Raw genomic sequence first — 22,214 nt, forward strand, 5'->3', positions numbered from 1 at the left:
GTTACATACCTCCGGTGGCCAGCATCGCGCTTGCGCCTTGTTCGGCTCCGTCAGCGAAGCGGCGCATCATGCCGAACAATTCACGGCCCGTGCCGCTGTCTGCAATCGGATCGAGCGCAGGTTCCCGGTTGGCCAAATCGGCATCGGTGTTGAGATCGCCCGTCGCCGCGCAAACCCGCACGACATCGCCATCGCGCAGCCGCGCCAGCGGGCCGCCGCCCAATGCTTCGGGGGTGCAATGGATCGCAGCAGGCACCTTGCCGGAAGCGCCCGACATGCGGCCATCGGTGACCAGCGCGACCTTGAACCCGCGATCCTGCAACACGCCCAGCGCCGGGGTCAGTTTGTGAAGTTCGGGCATCCCGTTGGCGCGCGGCCCCTGGAAGCGCACGACCACCACGACATCGCGGTCAAGCTCGCCCGCCTTGAACGCGGCAGCGACGCTCGCCTGATCCTCGAACACGCGGCACGGTGCCTCGACCGTCCAGCGGCTCTCGTCCACCGCCGAGGTCTTGAAGCACGCCCGCCCAAGGTTGCCTTGCAGCAGCCGCATCCCGCCATCGGGCTTGAACGGATTGCTGACGGGACGCAGCATCGTGTCGTCCATGCTGGGGCCAACCTCGCGCCACACGAGTTCTTCGCCCTCAAGTCCGGGTTCGCGGGCATAATCGGAGAAATCGCCGCGTCCCACAGTGAGAATGTCGGGGTGGGCCAGACCCGCCTCCAGCAGCTCGCCAATGACATAGCCCATGCCGCCAGCGTTGTGAAAATTGTTCACATCGCCCGAGCCATTGGGATAGACCTGCGCGATCAGCGGGACGGCGTGGGACAGTTCGGAAAGGTCGTCCCAGTCGAAGATCACGCCCGCTGCGCGCGCCATGGCGGGCAGGTGGATCGCATGGTTGGTCGAGCCTCCCGTTGCCAGCAACCCGACCGCCGCGTTGATCACCGCCTTTTCGTCCACACACAGGCCGAGCGGGCGGTAGTCGTCACCCTTGCGCCCCAGCGCTGCGACGCGGTGCACCGCCTCACGGTCCAAGGCCTGCCGCAACTGCGTGCCCGGCTGGATGAAAGCGCTGCCCGGAATGTGCAGGCCCATCATCTCCATCATCATCTGGTTCGAATTGGCCGTGCCGAAGAAGGTGCAGGTGCCGGGCGAATGGTAGCTCGCCATCTCGCTCGCCAGCAGTTCGGCGCGGGTCGCCTTGCCCTCGGCATAGAGCTGGCGGACGCGCTGCTTTTCCTTGTTCGGGATACCTGTCGGCATCGGGCCGCTGGGCACGAAGATGGTCGGCAGGTGGCCGAAGCGCAGTGCGCCCATCAGCAGGCCCGGCACGATCTTGTCGCAGATGCCGAGCATCAGCGTGCCGTCATACATGGCGTGGGACAGGGCCACCGCCGCCGAGAGCGCGATCACGTCGCGGCTGAACAGTGACAGCTCCATGCCGGTCTCGCCCTGCGTCACCCCGTCGCACATCGCCGGGGTGCCGCCAGCGACCTGCGCCGTCGCGCCGATTTCGCGGGCGTAGATCTTCAACCGGTCAGGATAGCGGCCATAGGGCTGGTGGGCCGACAGCATGTCGTTGTAGCTGGTGACGATCCCGATATTCGCGCCGCGGCCCGAGACCAGCGCCGCCTGATCTTCCAGCGCCCCGGCATAGGCATGGGCGAGGTTCGAGCACGACACGGCGTTGCGCTCACCCATATTGTCGCCTTCACGGCGAATCAGGTCGAGATAGGCGCTGCGGCTAGGCTTCGATCGCTCGATCACACGCTGCGTGACCTTGTGGAGGGTGTCGTTGAGGTTACTCATGCCACGTGACTCCGTCGCGTTCCGCCAGCGCGATGGCCGCAGAGGGGCCCCAACTGCCGGCAGTATAGGTTTTGGGGGTGAGGCCTTCTGCTTCCCACCCGGCGCGGATCGCATCGACCCATTCCCACTGCGCCTCGACCTCATCGCGGCGGACGAACAGGGTCTGATCACCCTCAACCAGATCAAGCAGCAGGCGCTCATAGGCAATCCGCCGCACCGCGCCGCTGAACACATCGGGCATGGCGATATTGAGCGGCACCTGCCGCAGGCGGATGCCCTCGCGGTCGAGGCCCGGCACCTTGGCCATCAGCGACAGCGTGATGTTCTCTTCGGGCTGGATGCCGATCACCAGCCGGTTGGGCTGCATCGTCGCCCCCTTACCCGCGAAGATCGAGTGCGGAACGCAGCGGAACTGGATCACGATTTCGGTCACACGCTTGGGCAGGCGCTTGCCGGTGCGCAGGTAGAAGGGCACGCCCTTCCAGCGCCAGTTATCGACGTGGCCCTTGATCGCGACGAAGGTTTCGGTGTCGGAATCCTTGCCCAACTCTTCGTCATAGCCGGGCACCGCCTGCCCGGTGATCGCGCCGGCGCGATATTGGCCGGTGACGGTCTCGTTGGCGGAGACGGGGCGCAGCGCGCGCAGCACCTTCACCTTTTCATCGCGCACAGCTGTCGCATCGAAATGCGCAGGCGGCTCCATTGCGACCAGAGCGAGCAGCTGGAGCATATGGTTCTGCACCATATCGCGGATCGCACCGGCATCGTCGTAGAAGGCGACGCGGCCTTCGAGGCCGACAGTCTCGGCCACGGTGATCTGCACATGGTCGATATGCGCCGCATTCCACAGCGGCTCGAACATGATGTTGGCAAACCGCAGCGCCAGCAGGTTCTGCACCGTCTCCTTGCCGAGATAGTGATCGATCCGGAAAATCCGGCTTTCGGGGAAGGCCCCCGCTACCGCGTCATTGATCTCGCGGCTGGTGGCGAGGTCTGTGCCGAGCGGCTTTTCGAGGCACATCCGCACATTCTCGCCCGTCAGGCCCGCCGATTGAAGGCCCTTGATCGTGGGGCCGAACAGGCTCGGCGCGGTCGAGAGGAAGATCGCGAGGCCGCGCGCAGGCGTGCCGACCTTTGCGGCGAGCGCGTCATAACCTTCCAGCGTCGTCGCATCGAGCGGCTGGTAGGACAGGCGGTTCATGAACTCCGCCATGCGCCCGCGCCGGTCGGCGGGTAGGTACTTCTCCAGCGCCGCGCGAGCGAAATTGCGGTATTCGCTATCGGACATGCTGCTGCGCGCTGTGCCGATGATCTTGAGATCGGGCGCTAGCAACCCATCGGCATCGAGCGCGAACAGGCTGGGCAGCAGCATACGCTGGGCAAGGTCGCCCGTGGCTCCGAACAGCAGCAGGCGGTCAGCGGTGAAGCTCATGGCGGATGGCCCTTTTTCTCGTGCGCCCTACCTAGGCGCAAGGGCGCTTACCTGCCAGCTTCGCGCATACTTATTCAAGCGGGCATGGGCTTCATGCAGCCCTGCGCGCGTAGAACCCGAAGCCACCGATGATGGCATAGCAGATAATCGGCAGGATCATCGCGGTGCCAATGCTGCCGCTGGCATCGGCCAGAATCCCGGTCAGCAGCGGGATCACAGCGCCGCCGAAAATGGCGATGTTGATGATCCCCGATCCGTCCGCCGCCCGCGCGCCCAACTTTTCGCAAGCGAGGCTGAAGATCGTCGGGAACATGATCGAATTCATCAGGCCCACCGCCAGCAGGCTGTACCCCGCCGTCGTGCCCGTCATGTTGGTCGAGAACAGCACCAGCAGGATCGCCCCTGCGGCAACGCCGACGAGCACCAGGCCAGGGCTGACAAAGCGCAGCACCGCCGAGCCGATGATCCGGCCGACCAGCGCGCCGCCCCAATAGAGGAAGATCAGGTCGCCCGCGGCCCGCTCAGTCAGGCCCATGACGTGGGTTTGCATCAGATAGCCGACGATCAGCGAGCCGATCGCGACTTCAGCGCCGACATAAAGGAAGATGCAAAGCGCGCCGTAGCTGAATCGCGTGCGCGTCAGTAGCGGGTTGCCCCACAACCAGATCGCGGGGCCTGCCATCAGCAGGGCAATACCGGGCAGTTCATTGCCTTGGATCACCATCCAGCCACCGATGATGATGGGTGCCAGACCCGCCACATAGCGCCCCGGCGTCGTCAGCGCTGCATCGCGCGCGGCACTGGCATCATGCGGCAGCTTGTTGCGATAGACCCACACCACCGCCGCGATGACCGCCAGCGCCACGGCTAGACCGATATAGGTCGACACAATCGCGGCGCTTTCCGCCGTGCGATAGGCGTCAAGCTCCGCGCCGCTCAGCTCCTTGGCCGAAACGCCGGCGAGCCCGCCGAGGATCAGACCCGATCCGATGCGCGGGAAAATCGTGGTGCCAAGGCTGTTGAACGCCTGCGCAAATGTCAGACGGCTGTGCACCGTCTTTTGCGGCCCCAGCAGGCTGATCAGCGGATTGGTGACGACCTGCACCACCACAACGCCGCTCGCCAGAATGAACAGCGCGGCGAGGAACAGGCCATAGGTCGCGGTCTGGCTGGCAGGAATGAACAACAGGCACCCGCACATCATGGTCAGCAGCCCGACCACCGCGCCGCGCATATAGCCGACCCGCTTGACCAGCTCTGCGCCGGGAATGCCGATCAGCAGATAGGCGGTGAAAAAGCAGAACTGCACCAGCATCGCTTCGGTGTAGCTGAGCGTGAACAGCTCCTGCAGCTTGGGCAGGATGACATCGTTGAGGCTGGTGATGCCGCCGAAGATGAAGAACAGCGCGAAGACGAAATAGTTGAGGCCCGGGGCATGCACCTGGCGGTCGTCGCTCGCGCCATCCCCCACGGCGGTCGCCGCGCCCACACCCGGTGCCATTGCCATTGTCGCTCTCTCCCTTAGCGCCAAATCTTTTCTGCTAACGTTCACAATCCGCGCGCTGCTTCCGATTTGCAAGACCCGCGCGCACAAATCCAGTGCGAATAGCAATGCAGACCCCCGCACCCTTCGATGCACGCATACGCTTGCGCCTGTGCACCGTCCCGCCCTAGAAGCCAGAGCCATGAGCGGGGGATCACGCAGACGACCGACATCGTTCGATGTGGCGGAGCGGGCAGGCGTTAGCCAGCCGACCGTCAGCCGCGCGCTGTCCGGCTCGCCTGCCATCGCCGAAGCCACCCGGCGCAAGGTGATCGAGGCGGCCGAAGCGCTCGGTTACTTTGTCGATGAGCGCGCCGCGCGGCTGCGCCGGGGATCGACCGGGACGCTCGCGGTGGTGGTGATCTGCCGCGAGGGCGACAATGCCGCTAGCATCAATCCCTTCGCCTATGCCTTGCTCGGCAGCGTTTGTGTGGCCGCGTCGGAACGCGGGTTTGAGACGCTGGTGTCGTTCCAGGCGCGCCCCGAGGATTTCTTCGGCCATTACCAGGAACAGGGCCGGGCCGATGGCCTCGTGGTGATCGGCACCACCACCAATGCACCTGCGTGGGAGCATTTCCGCGCGCTCGATGGCGATGGTCGCAAGGTGGCCTATTGGGGATCGCCTTTCGATGAGCTGGACTGGGTGCGCTCGGACAACCGCGCTGCCGGAAGGCTCGCAGTCGAGCACCTGCTCGCCGCCGGATACCGCCGTCCGTGCTTCCTCGGCGCGCTGAACACGCCGCAGGTGCAATTCACCGAACGCTATGAAGGTTACGCCGAAGCGATGCGCGCGGCGGGGTTGGAGCCGTGCTTAGCCCCCACCGTCAACGCGCCTACCCGCGAAGAGGAAGGCCGCCGCGCCGCGCGCCGCCTGATCGAACGAGGGGAGGATATCGACGCCGTCTTCGCCGCCTGCGATGCGATGGCTCTCGGCGCAATCGAGGCCTTCGCCGCCGCCGATATCGCGGTGCCCAGCCAAGTCGGCGTGATGGGCTTCGACGATCTGGTCGCCGGCCGGTTCAGCCGCCCGCCCTTGACCACAATTGCTCCTGACCCGGCGGAGGCCGGTGTAGCGCTGGTCGAGGCGGTGCTCGACGAAGGCGAGGCCGCGCGGCGGCGCGTGCCGGTGAAGCTGATCGCGCGGGGGAGCACGGCGCGCTAGATCCTTCCCGGAACGGAAAGGGGGGACCATCCGGAGGATGGTGGAGGGGCGAGCCGTCTCTATGCTGCCGCAGGCGCTCAAAGGGGTTCGCGCCAAGCCGCCAAGCAAGCCAAGAGGGAGCACACGGGCGCGGCTGTGCCTGACATCTTGGCTGCCTTGGCGGCTTGGCGCGAACCTGACTGCGGCTCCGCCGCTGTCCCCGCTTCTACCCATGCGCCCCGAATTCGTTGGCGATCGCGGTCGAAATTCTCAGCGACAATTCCTGCGCGCGGGCGATGGGCGTCATGAAGTCACGCTCGATCGCGCCGTAGCCTTCCTCGCCGCCATCGGGGTAGTCGCTCTGCTCATCCAAGGGGAAGTCGCGCGGGCCGGGTATCCGCACCGGGAAAGCACGGCGCAGCTGCGCGAGGGCTTCCTCGACGCGCAAGGTCATGACCATCTCGATCACGTCGCGCCGGCTGATGTCATTGGCGCGGCTGAAGGCGGGGACGGCCACCGCTTTCAGGAACAAATGCTGGAGCAGCGCCAGCCGGAGCGCCTGCAACACCCCGATGCGGCGGCGCACATGTTCACGGGCTTCGCTTGGTGCTTCATCCGGTAGCAGATCGGTCAGCCGGTGCAGCTTGATCGCGTCGATCCTGAGGCGCGAGGCGAGGCGCCGGAACACCCCCGTCCGGTCATCGCCGACGAGATATTCCGCCAGCGCCGCGCAGCTTCCTGCAAGGTGATCCTCGGTCCCGCGATAGGTGCGACTGGCCCAATAGGCCGAGTTGAACAGCTCGCCATAAGCCGCCACGGTTTTGATACTGGCGAGCGCATTGGCGGAGCGCACCAGCCGCAGAATCTGGCTCCCCCGCGGGCTATCGGTCAGCAGAGCGGCGATTTCCTCGCGGTTGCTATCCGCTGCGCTGCCGATCCCGGCGATGACGTTGACCGGGTAGCCCAATTGCTGGAGGATCGCGTTGTGCGGGATCGCGCGGATCTGCCTGAGGCTCATTTCGCGATCGGCGTTGATGTCGGACTGGCGGCGCGAGACGCGGCTGCCGGTGGGGTTGAGCAGGCCGAGGCCGAAGGCGGTCACCGCGCGGGCATAGGTGCGGCTGGCCAGATGATCGCCCTGATGTTCCTTCACCGCGCGGTAAAAATCGAGGCTGATATCGGTGCGGTGGTAGAACGGGTCGGCGGGCGCGGCGAGGTCGGTTTCGGCCGGGCGCAGTTCGGCGATCCGGGTGAGGGTGGCGAGCGCCAGTTCGGGCGTGGCGAAAAACAAGTAACCGTCGCCGCCCTGAAAGCTGACCTCCGGCTCCAGCCGGACGCCTGCCCGCGCAAACCGCCGCCGTGCCCAAGGGGAGAGCGGCCATTCGAGCCGGTCGCGGAACGACGCCGGATGCGCCCCGCGGCCCATGCTCTCGCCGTGGGTGTTGAACACCAGCGCGGCGATGTCGGACAGCCCGTTGGCGGCCATCGCTTCGGCCAAGCGGCCTTGCAGGCGCTCAATGGCGAGGGCGGCGGGCACCTGCCCGACAAACCGGCCCGCATCCGAAAAGCCGGTCTGCACCGCCACGCGACCCCGCGTGCGGGCATAAGCGCGGTAGGCCGGCTCTGCCAGCAGGGCGTCGAGGAAGCGGCCGCCGTGCTCCAGCGCGGTCTCGGTCTCGAACAGGGGCGAGACATCGACCTTGCCCTCCACCCCGAACAGCTTGGCGAAATAGAGTGCGGCGAGCACCGTGGCAGGCTGTTCGCACTCGGCCACCAGCATCCGGATCGGGGCATCGGCGTCGATATGCTTGAGGATCTGTGCCATCGCCAGAAACTGGCGGATTGCGGTCGAGCTTTCGGTCGCGAGGGCGGCAAAATTGGTGCGCAGCGGGCGGGCTTCGTCCACCATCCGGCGCAGGGTCGCAATCGCGCCCTTGCTGGCGAGATCGATCGCCTCGTCATCGGCGAGGCGGCGGCGGATGGCGTTGTGGAGCTGTTTGGCGTTTACCCGGAAGTGGATCCAGCCCATACCGAGGCCATCAGCGCGCATCGCAGCAGCGAGGGTTAGGAGGCGGACGGCGCGGGTGGGATCGCCTGTCTCGGCCTCGGCTTCCAGCGCAGCGATCAGCGGCCTCAGCGACAGCAGGTTGTCGGGGCTGTGGGTGGTCAGACGGTTGGCGGCGGCGGCCAGGGCATCTGCGCTCGATAGATCGGCAGCAAAGTCCTCGGCCCGTGCGGCGGCAAAGGCGGCTGCGGGCGTGAGGGTGGCAAGCAGCGGGTGGGCTGCATCAATCGCTTCGAGGCTCGAAGTATAACGCGCCAACCGCTCGGCCTTTTCATGTAGCCGGAAGGCGATCGAGGTATGCCAGCCGATATCGGTGCGCCCATCCATGTCGTAGCCGACCCAGCTGGCGAAGCGGAACGGCATCGGGCGCAGCGCGCGCCAAGCCTGCGGCCAGCGGCTTCGCGCTTCCTCCAGCAAGCGCGCAACGATCACATCGCGCGCGTCCTGCGCGCCGGCCATGGCGTCCATCGCGGCGCGGTGTTCATGATCGAGCGTCACGGCGGTGCGGGTGGATGGCACGGCGCAGGCGGCTTCGTCATCCTCGCCCGATGCCGCAGCGGCGACCGCTTCGGCCTGTGCTGGCGCGAGCAGGAAAGTCGGGTGCGCGGTGAAGACAGCGTGGAGCTGCGGGCGTTCCCAGCGCGCGGCGAAGGCTTCGAAATCCTCGTCTTCGCCCGCCAGCGGCATCGCTTCGGCAGACGGAGCGAGCAGGGCACGCAGCTTGCCCGCGCGCGCCTTCAGCCCGTCGCATTCCAGTTCGGCGACGAGCGCGGAGAGATCATCGAGCGACAGCTCGTCCCCCTCCAGCGCGCGCGACAGGTCGAGCGATAGCTGGAACACCGGGTTGAACAGCGGCGTTTCCCGGGTGCGCTGGTGCAACTCGCCCAGCCGGGCTTCGAGGGCGGCTATTGTCTTCATGCGTGTTCGGAGGCGAAGGCCGCCGCTGCACCGAAAAGGCCGGGCTGCGGGTGGACGATCAGCTTGACCGGGATATTCGCCATCAGGCTTTCAAACCGCCCCTTGGCCTTGAACCGCGCGGCAAAGCCCGAGGCCAGCAGCGTGTCCCGGATGCGGTAGCCAAGGCCGCCTGCGATCACCACACCGGCAAAGCCGCCTTGAGCAAGGGCGAGATCGCCCGCTGCCGACCCTAGCGACAGGCAGAACCGGTCTACGGCGGCTGCGGCAAGGCTGTCTTCGCCGCTGGTGCCAAGGCCCCAGATGGTGATCGCATCAAGTTCGGGTACGCTACGGCCTTCCATCGCGGCGAGCGCTTCATAGATGTCGACTATCGCTGGGCCGGCCACCACGCGCTCCACCGAAACGCGGTTGTGGCGGCTGCGCAGCCGGGCGAGGATCGCGTCCTCAATGCTGTCCAAGGGGGCAAAGTCGATATGCCCGCCCTCGGTCGCCTGCACGCGGTAATCGCTTCCCGAACGATAAAGATGGGCGACACCCAGGCCGGTGCCGGGGCCAATCACGCTGATCGTGCCCTCGCTCCCCAGCGGTTGGTCCGGACCAGCGAGGTGCAGGAACTGGCTGTCATCGGCCCGCGCAACCGCATGGGCGACCGCGGCGAAATCATTGACGAGGGTGAAGCGCTCCACCTCCAGCTTTTCATTGATCAGCGCCGGGCGGATGATCCACGGATTGTTGGTGAAACGGATGACCGGATTGAGGTTGCCGGGGCTGCCGACCGGCCCGGCAATCGCCATGCTGACGGCTTGCGGCAGACTGCCGCCGCGCAATTCGCGGAAATGCTGCCATGCGGTCTGGAAGCTGGCGTGATCGGCGGTGTGGAGCGTTTCGGGCGTGTCGAGCGCGATGGCCCCGTCCGCGCCAATACTGGCGATCGCGAACCGGGCATGGGTGCCGCCGATGTCGACCACCACCACTTCGTGCATCATACTCTCCCCGTCTCAATGCAAGCGCAGGGGAGGCAATAGCAGGCGGCGCGCGGAAATCCCACGCGCCGCATACTTATTCAAATTTTACTCAGCCGTGACGCCCATTTCCTTGAGCAGGCGGTCCGCGCCGTCGACCTTTTCCATGGTCCACAGCATGAAGCGGCTGTCGACATGGATGGTGCGGTTGATCTTGGGATCATACATCCAGTCGCTGACCACGCCTTCGATCGTGCCGTCGAACGCGAGGCCGACAAACTCGCCGCGCGCATTCAGCGTCGAGGAGCCGGAATTGCCGTTGGTGATGTCCACGGTGGAGAGGTAATCGACCGGCAGGGTGCCCAGTTCCGGCGCGGCCCAGCGGCCGTAATCCTTCGACTTGATCAGCTCCACCATCTTGTCGGGCGCGTCGAATTCGCCGCGTCCGGTGTGCTTGGCGACGATGCCCTCGGCGGTGGTGAACGGCGTCCACACCTGCCCGTCAACCGCCTTGCCCATCACCTTGCCATAGGTGAAGCGCAGCGAGCCATTGGCGTCGGGATACATGGTCTTGCCCTGCGATGCGGCATAGGCAAGGCGCGCTTCCATGACCTTGGAACGGGCCTTCTGGACTTCGCCCGAACGAGCCTTTTCTTCCGCTTCATTGGCCATCGCTTCGTCATAGGTGGCGACCGCCAGCTGGATGAAGGGATCGTTCGACGCCTTGAAGTCGGCGGGGGTCTTACCCATCCACTCCATCCGCTTGGCGGTGTTGCCGAGTTCGGTCGCGGAATAGAACGCCGCAAGGTCGCGGCCTTCCATGAAGGTATCGAAGCTGGCGCTGCGCTGTTCGGCGGGCAGGGTGCGGTATTCGGCAATGCCGTCTTCCCAGATCGCCTTGTCGATCTCGGCCACGTAGCGCCGCTCGATCCGCTGCATCCCTTGCGTCATGAATGCGCGGTCACGTTCCTGATAGCCGGGTTCGCGGTCCTTGTCGGGCTTGGCCTGTTCGTTCGCCCAGCGATACAGCTGGCGCGCCGCACCATAAAGCTGGCCGCGGCCTAGCATTCCGCGCTTGGCATCGGCCAGCGCTTCGGAGTTGCTGGTCGCGATCAGCGTGTCGAGTTCTGCCAGCGCTGCGCCGTACTGCGCCTCGCGCTTGGGGTCAGCCTTGATCCACGCGCGGAAGCCCGCTTCCTCAGCCTGCTTCTTTTCGACCAGCGAGATGGCATCGGCGCCCGCCATCTGGCCAGCGATCTTCTTTTCGTAGTTTTCCACGCCCTGCAGCGTTGCGGCATAGGCGATGGTGGCGGCTTGATTGCCTGCGGTCAGCGCGTCGATCATGTCGCCATATTCGGCCAGCATCGCCTGCTGATAGGGATAGAGTTCCTCGTAATAGAAGCGCGCTTCTTCAGCCGAGCGCAGGCGCTCCGTAGTACCGGGGAAGCCGGCGACCATGATGAAATCGCCGTCCTTCACGCCTTCCTTCGCGATCGGGAGCCAGGCCTTGGGCTTGAACGGCACGTTATCCTTGCTGAACGCAGCCGACGAACCATCGGGCGCCACATAGGCACGGTAGAACGAGAAATCGCCGGTGTGGCGCGGCCACATCCAGTTGTCCTTCTCGCCGCCGAAATTGCCAACGCCCGCAGCGGGGGCATAGACCAGACGCACGTCCTTGATCTCAAGCTGCTGCTGGAGCCAGTACTGCTGTCCGCCGAAATAGGCGCGCACATCGCAGCGGCGGTTGGCCTGCTTTTCGCACGCTTCGATCAACGCGGTGCGGTTGGCCTGCAAGCGGTCATAGCGCGCGCGGCCTTCGAGCTTGTCGGCGCCCTTGAGCATGTCCTTGGAAACATCGCGCAGGTCTTCGATCACGTAGACGCGGCTGCCGGGGGCGGCGGGGAGTTCATCGCCCAGCGTTTTCGCGAGGAAGCCGTTGGTGAGGTAGTCGTTCTCGGGCGAAGAATTGTACTGGAGTGATCCGGCGACGCAGTGGTGGTTGGTCGCAACCAGACCTTCGGGCGACAGGAACGCAGCCGAACAGCCGCCCAGTGAAGCAATCGCGGTCAGCGGCGGGCGCTGAAGATCGCCGAGGGTCTTGGCGTCGAGTTCAAGCCCGGCGGCTTTCATTGCGTCGGCGATAGCGCCGGTCTGGCTCGGCAGCCACATGCCTTCGTCGGCTTGAACGGCGGCAGGAGCGGCAATCATCAGGGCCGAAACCCCGGCGAGCAGGAACTTCTTCATCGAGCAGATACCTCTTGCGAGCGATGGCCGGCGCGCACGTAGGCGGCGGCGGCTATCGGAGTGGATCGCGCCCGCGGGCGCATGGGGGGCTGTTAGGCCAGATGCGAAGGCGGCGAAAGACCCGAATCGGCCCCATCGGCGATTGACTTGCTTGCCGGGTTGAGCACCAGCAGCAGCCGCGCGGCGCCCGTCCCGGCAATTGGCGGCGAGCGGTGTATCGCGGGGCGCTCGGTCGCGAGCTTGCCCTTGAACAGGCCGATATCGAAGGGGGCGAGGCGGTTGATATGCCGGGGCGTTTCGCCTGCGGCGACGCGGGCGGCATCATCCTCGTCCAACCAATCGGTGCCTTCGCCGACATAGGTCGTAATCAGCCGGGCAGTAACGTAGTCGGCGTGGAACTTGCGGCAGGAATCGGTGCGCACAACTTCAAGTCGCAGCTCGAGCTTGGCAAGGTCCATTGCCGCGCAGAACAGCTCGGCGAGCCGGACGGCATCCTCAACCAGCGCGCGGTGTAGCGCAGCGCTGCCGCCATAGCCGCCCTGTGCCAGCCCCTCGGTAAGCAGTGCGGGCAGGCCTGCCACATCGCAGGTGAAGCGCAGGTCATGCGGCGTACCTTCGATAAGCGGCGCAAAATCGGCAAAGGGCGCGCGCTGCCAGATCGCAAGGTTGCAGTGGGGCTCCCCGATAGCGTGCAGCACCTCGGGACTTCCGGAAATATGGGACATGGGAGCGAGCAGCGTTGCCATAAATGGTGATGACCCTGTGCAGCAACTTATGAGACGTTGTATCATGCCTTTAAGCCCTTGCCGGATCACTGGCAAGGCTCGGGATGCGAAAGTCTCTTGCGAACCATTATCATCTGGGCCATGAGGCCACGACATATCTCCCGGCCTGAAGGATACCGCTTCCCATGAACAGCACGCTCAAACTCTGGACCCAGCTTGGCCTCGGCACCGCACTTGCCGGTGGGCTGCTGGCGGCCTGTGGCGGCGAAGCGGGCGGTGAGGGCGCTGCAACTGGCACGGTGGGCGGCGAAACGGCTGCGACCGCAGGCGAGGGTGAAGGTGGCAGCGGCGCTGGCGAAGGCGGCGGCGGCGAGACGGCTGGCGGCGAGGGCGAGGGCGGCGTTGCCGTCACCGATGCAGCCACCGATCCGGTCGCCTACGGGATCGCGCTCGCCGTGGCCGAAGCGCACGTCGTTGCTGCGCGCGATGCCTATGCGGCGGGCAAGAAGGAAGCGGCCGCCGAAATGTTCGCTCACCCGGTGAGCGAAGTGCTGGTCGACATGGACCCGGTCTTTGCCAAGCTTGGCGTCAAGGATTTCAAGGAGCTGTTCACGACAGCATCGCTCGCCGCAAATGACGGCAAGAGCGTCGCCGAAGTCGGCAAGGCCTATGACGCGATCATCGCCGCACTGCGCGGTGCGGCTCAGAAGGCTCCCAAGTCTGACGCGACGTCGGCGAAGGTCGCCATTGGCATCATCGCCGACCAGATCGAGCGGTCGAGCGCGATGTATCGCACTCTGCCCAAGAACGACAGTTACGAGCCTTATCTGGACGGTTACGGCTTCGCCAAGGTGGCCGCGTCTGCCTTCGCGACCAATGGCGCGGCGATCAAGGCCGAGAACCCCGCCGCCCATACCCGCATCACCGAAGCGCTCGGCGTGCTGGGTCAAGCCTATCCCGGCGCTGCCCGTCCGGCCAAGCTGTCGGTTGAACCCGGTGCGGTGTCAGGGGCGTCGGCAAAGGTGATGCTCGCGGCTGCGGGTTGACGCTTTCTCCTCTCAAGCTCCCTGCCCGGCGCTGGTTGCGCCTGCGAAAGTTGCTCAAACGCGACAAAGTGTCCCGCAAGCGCCCGCGCAGGCCTTTGCGCGCTTGTGTTTGCGGTGGGCCCGAGTAGTCTGCCTGCATACGAGGGGTCGTAGGTTCACCGGCGACATCAGCTGTTGGCGTGTGGACCATGGGGAAAGGCACAACGCCGCGAGCGCGCGCATAGCGCCTGCCCGGGCGTGAGCTTTTGGGGGGGACCTTGTCGCACGCTCATACCTGCCTGCATCAGGTGCAGTCCGCCGTCTTTTCGAACCGGCCCGCTCGGGATCGTCGGGCTTTGCGCCCTGTCGGCCTGCGCGTTCTCGTGTCAGCCGTGGCATTGGCCACCGGGCTGGTCAGCGCGAGCGATCCCGCCTTTGCCCAAGCCGCCCAGGTCACGCCGCCCAACCGCAGCGACCTGATCCCGCCGGAGCTGCGCCGCGAGGATCGCAGCGTCACCCTCACCATCGACGGAGATTTCGAGCGGCCCCCGTGCGCGCTCGACCGACCTGAGTTTGCCGGGATCAAGTTCACGGTTGCAGGCGCGCAGTTCAACGGGCTCGACCGGGTGCCGGGCCTGTCGCTCGAGAGCGCCTATGCCGACTATCTCGGGCGCGAGCTGCCGGTGTCCGTGCTGTGCGATATCCGCGCCGAAGCCAATGCGATCCTGCGCCGCCAGGGCTATCTCGCGACGGTCGAAATCCCCGAGCAGAACCTTGCCGATAACATCCCCGATTTCAACGTGGTGTTCGGGCGGCTGACAGCGGTGCGGGTGCGCGGCGATGCCGGGCCGTCGGAAAAGCTGGTGGCAGGCTATCTCGAAAAGCTCACCCAGCAGGACGTGTTCAACACCAACGCGGCTGAGCGCTATCTGTTGCTCGCCGATGATGTGCCCGGTCTGGATGTCCGCCTCTCGCTGCGGCCGGCGGCGGGCGGCGCGCCGGGCGATCTGGTGGGAGAAATCGCGGTTCTGCGCCAGCGCGCAGTGATCGATTTCAACGTCCAGAACTTCGGCTCCAAAGCGATTGGCCGGTTCGGCGGAACGCTGCGCGGCGAGCTTTATGATCTGACGGGTCTGGGCGACCGGACCACCGTGGCCATGTTCAGCACGCTGGAGTTTACCGAACAGCAGACAGTGCAGATCGGGCACGACTTCCGTGTCGGCAGCGAGGGCCTGCGGTTGGGCGGGCAGTTCACCTTCAGCACCTCCAACCCCGCAGTCGGGCTGGCCGGTATTGATGTCGAATCCGAAACAATCTTCGCTAGCCTGTTCGCCAGCTATCCGCTGGTGCGCACACGCGGCCACAGCCTGTTTGCCGATGTCGGCTTCGATTATGTCGATCAGGAAGTGCAACTGAACAATTTCGGCCTGACCGATGACCGGGTGCGGATGGTCTATGCCCGGTTGGCGGGCGAATGGACCGATCAGCAATCTGTCCTGCGCGCAGATGGCTATTCCCCCTATGAGCCCAAGCTGCAACTGCGCTACGGCATCGAAGCGCGCCACGGGCTCGATGTGTTCAATACCAGCCCGGACTGTCGGCCCAATCTGCTCGGCTGTCTCATCGGCGCGGCTGTTCCGCCAAGCCGGATCGAGGCTGACCCCACGCCGCTGCTGGTGCGGATCAATGCCGATTTCGAATATCGCCCCACCCCGAAGGTGACCTTCGCGCTCGATACCCAAGCGCAAATCACCAAGGATCCGCTGCCCGCCTTCGAGGAAATTGCGGCTGGCAGTTTCTCGATCGGGCGCGGTTATGATCCGGGCGCGGTGCTGGGCGATAGCGGGATCATGAGCGCGTTCGAAATGCGCTACGGCTCGCTTGTCTCCAAGAATGCGAGCGGGCTTGCCTTCCAGCCCTATCTGTTCACCGATGTCGCCTACGTCTGGAACGAGGACCCCAGCCGCTCCCCCACCAACCCCGACCGGCTGTGGTCGGCCGGCGGGGGCCTGCGCGTCAGCTGGGCGCCGGGTGTCCAGAGCGATTTTCTGATCGCGGTGCCGCTCCAGCGGCCCGATCTTGCCGCTGACCGCGGCGATGTCCGCTTCATGTTCACGCTCACTGCCCGCTTGCTTCCGTGGAGATATTGAGATGACCAGTGCGACCCGGAGCCGCCATCCCCGCGCCAAGCGTTCGCACCTCATGCTCGGCTGCGGCAGTGCCGCGCTAGCGCTGGCGCTGTTGCTGCCCACCCGGGCCGAAGCACAGGGTATTCTTGCAGACGGCAACGTCGTGTTCGGCGCGGCGAGCATCGTCGATACCGGGCCGACCAACACGACGGTCGATCTGTTCACGCCGACGGTGGTGATCGACTGGTCGCCGAACGAGGATAACAATGGCGACGCACTGGATTTTATCCGTGAAGATGCCAGCGCCTTGTTCCGCAACTTTCAAACGCCAAACTTCGCGGTTTTGAACCGGATCCTGCCGACCGCCAACGGTAACGTTTTGACGATTAATGGCACGGTCCTGTCGCGTTTCGTCGACCAAAATAGCGGGAGCTCGCCGGCCGGGACGGTCGCCTTCTATTCGCCGACCGGGATTTTGATCGGCGGCACTGCAACTTTCGATGTCGGCAGCCTGCTGTTGACCACGCTGAATATCCAACCGGGCGACTTCGAGGCTTTCGGGCAAGGCGCTCTTGCGACCTTCACCGGCGCCGCAGGATCGACCGCGCGTGTCCAGATCAATCCCGGCGCACAGATTCTTGCGACGCCGGAAAACGCCTATTTCGCGGTGGTCGCGGCCGACATCGAAATGCTGGGCACGGCGCGGATCAACGGCAGCCATGCCTATGTCGCGGGCGAGGTGGTCAATCTCGGCTTCTCGAACGGGCTGTTCAGCATCTTGGTCCCTGTTGGCACGGCGGCGTCCGGCGAGGTGGTGACGGTCAACGGCAATGTCGGCGGCCCGTCGAGCACCGGGTCGGGCGACAATCACATGATCTACGGCGTCGCCCGCGCCGGTGCTGACCCGATCAGCATGCTGTTCAGCGGCAATCTTGGCTTCGATCCCGCGCAGGGCGCCAGTATCGTAAATGGCGAAATCATTCTGTCTGCCAACTATAACGTGTCCGGCCGCTCTGTGAACGGCAACACCATCAGCAACGGGATCGCGGCGACCTTTAACGGTAACTCCGAGCTAAGTGATGTTCGCGCCGATATCTTCATCGATGATTTCACCGCCAGCAGCAGCCTGCTGGCGATCGGCACCCACCGGGTGCAGGCAACATCCTTCGATGTCGCGAGTTCGGTCGCCGGCAATCTGCTGCTCGTCGGCCGCCAGAATGCCGAACTGATCGCGCAAAACGGCCAGGGTTTCACCGTCACCGGCGATGTGCTGGTCGACTCGCGCGATTACGGGGAGAGCGGCCCCAGCCTGCAATCACTTGATGCGATCAACGCACAAGGCGGGTCTTCGCTGATCCTTGCTGGGGTTGGCAGTGATGTAACCATCTCAGGCAGCGCGCTGGTGACGGCCGATGCCTTTGGCGGATTTGATTCCGGCAATCTGACAGCAGGCAGGGCCATAGCCGGTTCGGCGGTGGTCAATGCGGCTGGCGGCGATATCAGCATCGGCGGGGCCGCGACCATCAAGGCGCGCGGGCTCGCTACCACAACCTCTGGTGCCGTAGTGGGCGCCGAAGCACGCGGCGGACTGGCACAACTTGCGGCAAGTCAGGGTGGCTCTGCCGATGTCGCCCAAAAGCTCAGCCTATTCGCTGAGGCGGTTGCCGCCGAGGGTTCGCAGGTCAGCCTCTCGACCGTGTCGAACGCCTATGGTGGGCAAGCGCTGATGACTGTGGCTGCCGGCGGCGGCACCCTGGCTATCGGCGGCGAAGTCGAGGCCAATGCCAATGCCCGCGGCGGTTCTTCGAATAGCGCTGGGGCTGGTTCTATTGGCGATGCCGGGACAGCTGCGGCCACGATCAACGGGCCGGGACTGATCACCATCACCGGACGGATGCAGCTCGATGCACAAGGGTTCGGCGGCGCCAATGGTAGTGGCACCGGCGGCGTCGGGCTAGGCGGCCGTGCTTCGGCGACGACGTTCTCGGGCGGAACGATCGCCATCGGCGGAACAATCGACGCCAGCTTCCGGGCCGACGCGCGGGGTGAGGGCGGCGCCGGGGTGGACGGCGGCGACGGGTCCGGCGGGATTGCCGGAGCGATCGCCGAAATCGGCACGGTCACCATACTTGGCCGCGCTCAGGCGACCAGCGACGGTATTGGCGGCAACGCGACATTCGGGTTTGGCGGCAATGGCGGGATTGGCCGGGGCGGTAATGCGTTTTTCCAGGCCAACGGCACGCTGACGCAGAACGCAACGCTCACCATCGGCGGCGATGCCAGCGTGTTCGCGCAAGGCACGGGCGGTGGCGGCGGGCAGACCGATGGTGCGGCGATTGCCCCCGGGCGTGGCGGCGATGGCATTGGCGGGGATGGTGCTGTCCCCAATCAGGCTGATCCGACCTTCACCAATGGAGCCTTCATTCTCGCTGGTGGAGACAGGGGCAACCTCACGGTAACCGGAAGCGCGCTGCTCGCGGCCACGGGAACTGGCGGTCAGGGCGGGGCTGCTGACTCACTGATCGACGGCGGGCGCGGCGGCGACGGGTTTGGCGGACTGGCGCAGACTGGCTTGGAATTGTTTGGGCTGAACGGCTCCGTCGGTCAGGGAGCCGCCATCTTCGGTGACGTGGTGGCATCCGCCAACGGCACAGGCGGAAGTGGCGGCGGTGCGGACTTCGGTTTTGCGACCGGCGCGGGCGGCAATGGCACCGGCGGCTCTGCGGCGCTGAGCGTGAGAGCGGGTGACGTGACCGCCAACCAGATTTCGCTCGAAGCCTTCGGCTCCGGCGGCGCCGGACGCGTGGGCGGCACCGGGACCGGCGGCGCGGCGACAGCTCTCGGCAGCCTCGGCGGCACTGTGTCCATGACGCAGTTCAATGCCTTCGCGACTGGCGCTGGCGGTAGTAGCGGCTTTTCAACGGGCGGGCTTGGCCTCGGCGGGGAAGCGGCTATCGCATTGCAGGGTATCAGCGTCACGGTTTCGGGCGACACGATCGTCGAGGCGAACGGCGCTGGCGGTTCTGCTCAGACCGGCAATGCCGGTAACGGCACGGGCGGCACGGCCTACATCGCGGTGACCAACGGCACGCAGGGTAGCGGGACCTTTTCGGGCAACACCGCGATCCTTGCCAATGGCTTTGGCGGCACACCGGATGAGGGTGGGATCGGCGGCGTCGGACGCGGGGGTGATGCCTATGCGCAGGCGCAAGCGGCCAGCGTGGTGCGCTTCGGCTCCCTGCAGGTTACCGCCAGCGGGCGCGGCGGCGAGAGCGAGGGTGATCAGATTGCCTATGTCGGCGGCGACGGGTTTGGCGGTTCTGCCGAACTGCGTAGCTTGGGCTCGGGCAGCAGCCTGATCGTCGAGCGCAATTTTGATTTCAACATCCTTGCCGACTCTCTCAATGGCGGCGCGATTGTCGCTGCGCTCGGGATTGGAGGCATTACCACGGGCGGCACCGGTATCGGCGGCGCGGGCAATGGCGGTGCGATTGTGCTCCGCGCGGCGCAAGGCGGGTCCATGGCCTTGCCCGCCAACCCCAACAGTGATCCGGGCAGTGGCGGGTTCAACCGGCTGCTCGCGCGCGGGTTGGGTGGTGGCTCTCTGGCGGACGGCGGCACCGGCGGCGCAGCCTTTGGCGGTACAGGCCTGATCGAAGTCGACGGCGGCACCATGACCATGGGTGAGACGCTGTTCTCGGTGTTTGCCGAAGGCGGGTCGAGCCTGCTGGCCAGCAACAACATCAGCGGCGGTAACGCCAGAGGCGGCAACCGCCAGATCCGGGTACTGAATGGCGGCACGGCAACGCTGGAGCTGCTTGGGGGCGTAGCCGGCGGCGTCGGAGGCAATGGCTCGGGCACCGGCGATGGCGGTGACGGCTTCGGCGGCCGCAGCACGCTTGAAGTGCTGGGGGCGACGCTCAACATCGTCGGCCGGACGGTGGTGGTCGATCAGGCCACCGGTGGCACCGGCCGGATCGGCGGGGATGCCTTCGAGAGCAGTGAAGGCGGGCTGGTCAGCTTCACCGCCAGTCAGGCGACGATCAACTTCCTCCCCAATGCGAGCGGCGAGTCAGGCATTTCGGTTGGCGGGATCAATGAAGGCGGTGCGGGCGACGTGGCGGGCGGCAATGCGCGCTCCACGCCGAGCACGATCACCATCACCGACAGCACCTTTACCGGCGGCAATTTCGAATTCCTCGCAACCGCGCTGGGCGGCGCTGCGACCGGCACTGGTGGGATCGGCGGCAACGCGGCCGGCGCGAATATGACGGTTGCGATCACCAGCTCGGATATCGGCCTGATCGGCCAGAATGTCATCGCGGTTGATGCGCTTGGCGGGGCCGGAGCGACTAACGGAACGGGCGGTACGGCAACCAGCGGCAATGCAGATGTGGTGGTGACGGACTCTACCCTCAACATCGGCACCAGCGCTGTCGGGCTGCCTGGCGTCCTGCGGGTGCGCTCGCAAGCCAATGGCGGCGCGGGGGCAATCACCGGCAACGCTGCGAGCGGCAGAGCATCGCTGAACCTGGTGAATTCGACCCTCGATGTCGGCCAGCTTTATATCGAGGCGCGCGCCTTTGCGGCGGCCTCCAATGCGGGGCAGACAGGCGGGGTCGCCAATGGCGGGTCCACGCGCCTTGAATATGGCGGTGCAACGCAGGTCGATACGAACCTGATCAGCATCAATAGCAATGCCCAGACCTCCAGTGGCGGCAGCGCGGCTGCGGGCGGCACTTTGCTTCAGGGGGCTGCCGGGAGCCAAGCGGTGATCAACACCGCCGTGCTCACCATGTCCGCCGATGCGAGCGGGGGCAGCCCCGGCACGCAGGCTAATGCCGCAGGCCGGTTCGTGGTCAGTCTTGGCGGCGGCAACGTTAATGCCGGCACCATGCTGGTCACGGCGCTGGGCGATGCGATCATCGGCGATCCCCCGGCATCGCAGTTGATCGCCCAAGGCGGCAATCTGAATGTGGCGGGCCAGCTCGATGTCTCGGCCTATGACGATATCCAGATCATCACCGGGGCCGGATCGATCATCGGCAGCCAGCCTGTCGCCGCCACCACCACGGCAATTACGGTGACCTCGCGCGGCGGGATCGAGATCACCGACGACAATAGCGGCAGTATCAGCCTTGGCGGGCAATCGATCAGCATCAACGCGGGCCGCTCGATCCTGCTCGATGCCAATCTTGCAGTGGGCGGTGGCACGGTCGACTTGCTGGCCAATGTTGCCGGGACGCTTCCGCCTCCGCCGGGCCCTGCCGGTCCGGCGGTCATTACGATGGCACAGGGCAGTTCGATCAATGCTGGCACCGGCACAGTGACGCTGCGGATGTTCGATGGGGGCGGCGTCCCCGGACAAGAGAGCGGCGCCATCACTTTGGCGAATATCACCGCCGGCCAGATCGACGCGCGCAACTTCGGCACCACGCCCGGCAGCGACATTGCAGTGATCGGCTCGGGCGTCTTGACCGCTTCGGGCACCGGACGCGCGATCGACCTTGCCTCGCTCAATGGCGAGGTCACCAACCTTAATGGCGACGCCGGTTTGATACTGACCGGCGGCGGGCATTACGGCATCTTCGCTGCGACACCCACCGGATCGCAGATCGGCTCCTTCGGCAATTATGCACGGCGCTACAGCATTGCGAACGAGGCGGCCTATGATGCGCTGAACCCGGGGGGCAATTTTGCGGCCTTCCGGATCGTGCCGGTCCTGACCGTGACCGCGAATGATCTCAGCCGCATCTATGGTAACGCGGACCCGGCGCTAACCGCCAGCGTCACCGGCTTCCTGCCGGGTGACGGGCTTGCGAACCTCTCCGGCGCGCCGCTGCTGACAACCTTGGCCGATAGCACCTCGAATGTCGGCCTGTTCGCCATCAACGCGGCGCAGGGATCGTTGCTGAGCGAGCAGGGGTACCAGTTCACCTTCAACCCCGGCCAGCTGACGATCACGCCGCGTCCCATCACAGTGACAGCGAACAATCTCGGCCGGGTCTATGGCAACGCCAACCCAGCGCTGACCTTCACGCTTGGCGGGGCGGGGCTGGTGAACGGCGACCAGCTGAGCGGCGCGCTGACGACCACCGCTGGCGCGACCACCGGGGTCGGCAATGTCGCGATCACGCAAGGCACGCTGGGGGCTGGCGCGAACTATTCGATAGCCTTTGTGGGCGGCCAGCTGACGATCACGCCGCGCCCGATT

11 protein-coding genes are annotated in these 22,214 nt (G+C 65.7%); 4 read left to right on the top strand and 7 right to left on the bottom strand.

Going from position 1 to position 22,214, the window contains the following annotated elements; translation table 11 throughout:
* Window position 1 precedes the first annotated feature (1 nt).
* The 3 genes from edd to GRI59_RS13215 all read right to left on the bottom strand — a co-directional run bounded on the left by edd (window position 2) and on the right by GRI59_RS13215 (window position 4,752).
* Window positions 2-1,813 carry a phosphogluconate dehydratase gene (edd, locus tag GRI59_RS13205; RefSeq protein ID WP_160761714.1) on the bottom strand — a complete coding sequence of 604 codons (1,812 nt, stop codon included), beginning with the start codon at window positions 1,811-1,813 and terminating at the stop codon, window positions 2-4.
* Entirely contained in the window at window positions 1,806-3,245 is a 1,440-nt protein-coding gene (gene zwf / locus GRI59_RS13210) for a glucose-6-phosphate dehydrogenase (protein WP_160761715.1), read from the bottom strand. Before zwf ends, edd begins: the two co-directional genes overlap by 8 nt.
* A gap of 91 nt (window positions 3,246-3,336) precedes the next feature.
* Window positions 3,337-4,752: a sugar MFS transporter gene (locus GRI59_RS13215; RefSeq protein WP_160761716.1), complete on the bottom strand. Its 1,416-nt coding sequence runs from the start codon at window positions 4,750-4,752 to the stop codon at window positions 3,337-3,339.
* Window positions 4,753-4,930: 178 nt separating this feature from the next.
* On the opposite strand from GRI59_RS13215, the gene GRI59_RS13220 reads away from it, so the two are divergent.
* Window positions 4,931-5,950, top strand: a complete 1,020-nt coding sequence (locus GRI59_RS13220) for a LacI family DNA-binding transcriptional regulator (protein ID WP_160761717.1) — start codon at window positions 4,931-4,933, stop codon at window positions 5,948-5,950.
* Window positions 5,951-6,155: 205 nt separating this feature from the next.
* On the opposite strand, the gene GRI59_RS13225 is transcribed toward GRI59_RS13220, so the two are convergent.
* From GRI59_RS13225 to GRI59_RS13240, 4 genes are all read right to left on the bottom strand, one after another.
* Entirely contained in the window at window positions 6,156-8,912 is a 2,757-nt protein-coding gene (locus tag GRI59_RS13225) for a phosphoenolpyruvate carboxylase (RefSeq protein ID WP_160761718.1), read from the bottom strand.
* The gene (locus tag GRI59_RS13230) at window positions 8,909-9,898 is read right to left on the bottom strand and encodes a glucokinase (RefSeq protein WP_160761719.1); all 990 of its coding nucleotides are present in this window, start codon (window positions 9,896-9,898) and stop codon (window positions 8,909-8,911) included. Before GRI59_RS13230 ends, GRI59_RS13225 begins: the two co-directional genes overlap by 4 nt.
* Window positions 9,899-9,982: 84 nt before the next feature.
* The gene (locus GRI59_RS13235; protein ID WP_160761720.1) at window positions 9,983-12,121 is read right to left on the bottom strand and encodes a S46 family peptidase; all 2,139 of its coding nucleotides are present in this window, start codon (window positions 12,119-12,121) and stop codon (window positions 9,983-9,985) included.
* Window positions 12,122-12,213: 92 nt separating this feature from the next.
* A complete protein-coding gene (locus GRI59_RS13240; protein ID WP_160761721.1) occupies window positions 12,214-12,846 on the bottom strand; it encodes a DUF1826 domain-containing protein in 633 nt (210 codons plus the stop codon).
* A gap of 185 nt (window positions 12,847-13,031) precedes the next feature.
* Here GRI59_RS13240 and GRI59_RS13245 point away from each other — a divergent pair, with 185 nt between their 5' ends.
* The 3 genes from GRI59_RS13245 to GRI59_RS13255 form a co-directional block, all read left to right on the top strand.
* Window positions 13,032-13,892: a hypothetical protein gene (locus GRI59_RS13245; protein ID WP_160761722.1), complete on the top strand. Its 861-nt coding sequence runs from the start codon at window positions 13,032-13,034 to the stop codon at window positions 13,890-13,892.
* 371 nt (window positions 13,893-14,263) lie between these two features.
* Window positions 14,264-16,021, top strand: coding sequence for a ShlB/FhaC/HecB family hemolysin secretion/activation protein (locus GRI59_RS13250; RefSeq protein ID WP_337190277.1), 1,758 nt, complete (start codon window positions 14,264-14,266; stop codon window positions 16,019-16,021).
* A 1-nt stretch (window position 16,022) separates the two neighbouring features.
* Window positions 16,023-22,214 (top strand): MBG domain-containing protein (locus GRI59_RS13255; protein ID WP_202391020.1); only part of this gene is annotated, 6,192 nt, incomplete at its 3' end.

Source organism: Erythrobacter ramosus (assembly GCF_009828055.1).
GTDB lineage: Bacteria > Pseudomonadota > Alphaproteobacteria > Sphingomonadales > Sphingomonadaceae > Erythrobacter > Erythrobacter ramosus.

Bases quoted from the DNA above. Each gene is read 5' to 3' on its own strand.
- GRI59_RS13235 (WP_160761720.1), bottom strand. From the start codon at position 12,121: ATGAAGAAGTTCCTGCTCGCCGGGGTTTCGGCCCTGATGATTGCCGCT.
- GRI59_RS13230 (WP_160761719.1), bottom strand. From the start codon at position 9,898: ATGATGCACGAAGTGGTGGTGGTCGACATCGGCGGCACCCATGCCCGG.
- GRI59_RS13225 (WP_160761718.1), bottom strand. From the start codon at position 8,912: ATGAAGACAATAGCCGCCCTCGAAGCCCGGCTGGGCGAGTTGCACCAG.
- GRI59_RS13220 (WP_160761717.1), top strand. From the start codon at position 4,931: ATGAGCGGGGGATCACGCAGACGACCGACATCGTTCGATGTGGCGGAG.
- zwf (WP_160761715.1), bottom strand. From the start codon at position 3,245: ATGAGCTTCACCGCTGACCGCCTGCTGCTGTTCGGAGCCACGGGCGAC.
- GRI59_RS13240 (WP_160761721.1), bottom strand. From the start codon at position 12,846: ATGTCCCATATTTCCGGAAGTCCCGAGGTGCTGCACGCTATCGGGGAG.
- edd (WP_160761714.1), bottom strand. From the start codon at position 1,813: ATGAGTAACCTCAACGACACCCTCCACAAGGTCACGCAGCGTGTGATC.
- GRI59_RS13215 (WP_160761716.1), bottom strand. From the start codon at position 4,752: ATGGCAATGGCACCGGGTGTGGGCGCGGCGACCGCCGTGGGGGATGGC.
- GRI59_RS13245 (WP_160761722.1), top strand. From the start codon at position 13,032: ATGAACAGCACGCTCAAACTCTGGACCCAGCTTGGCCTCGGCACCGCA.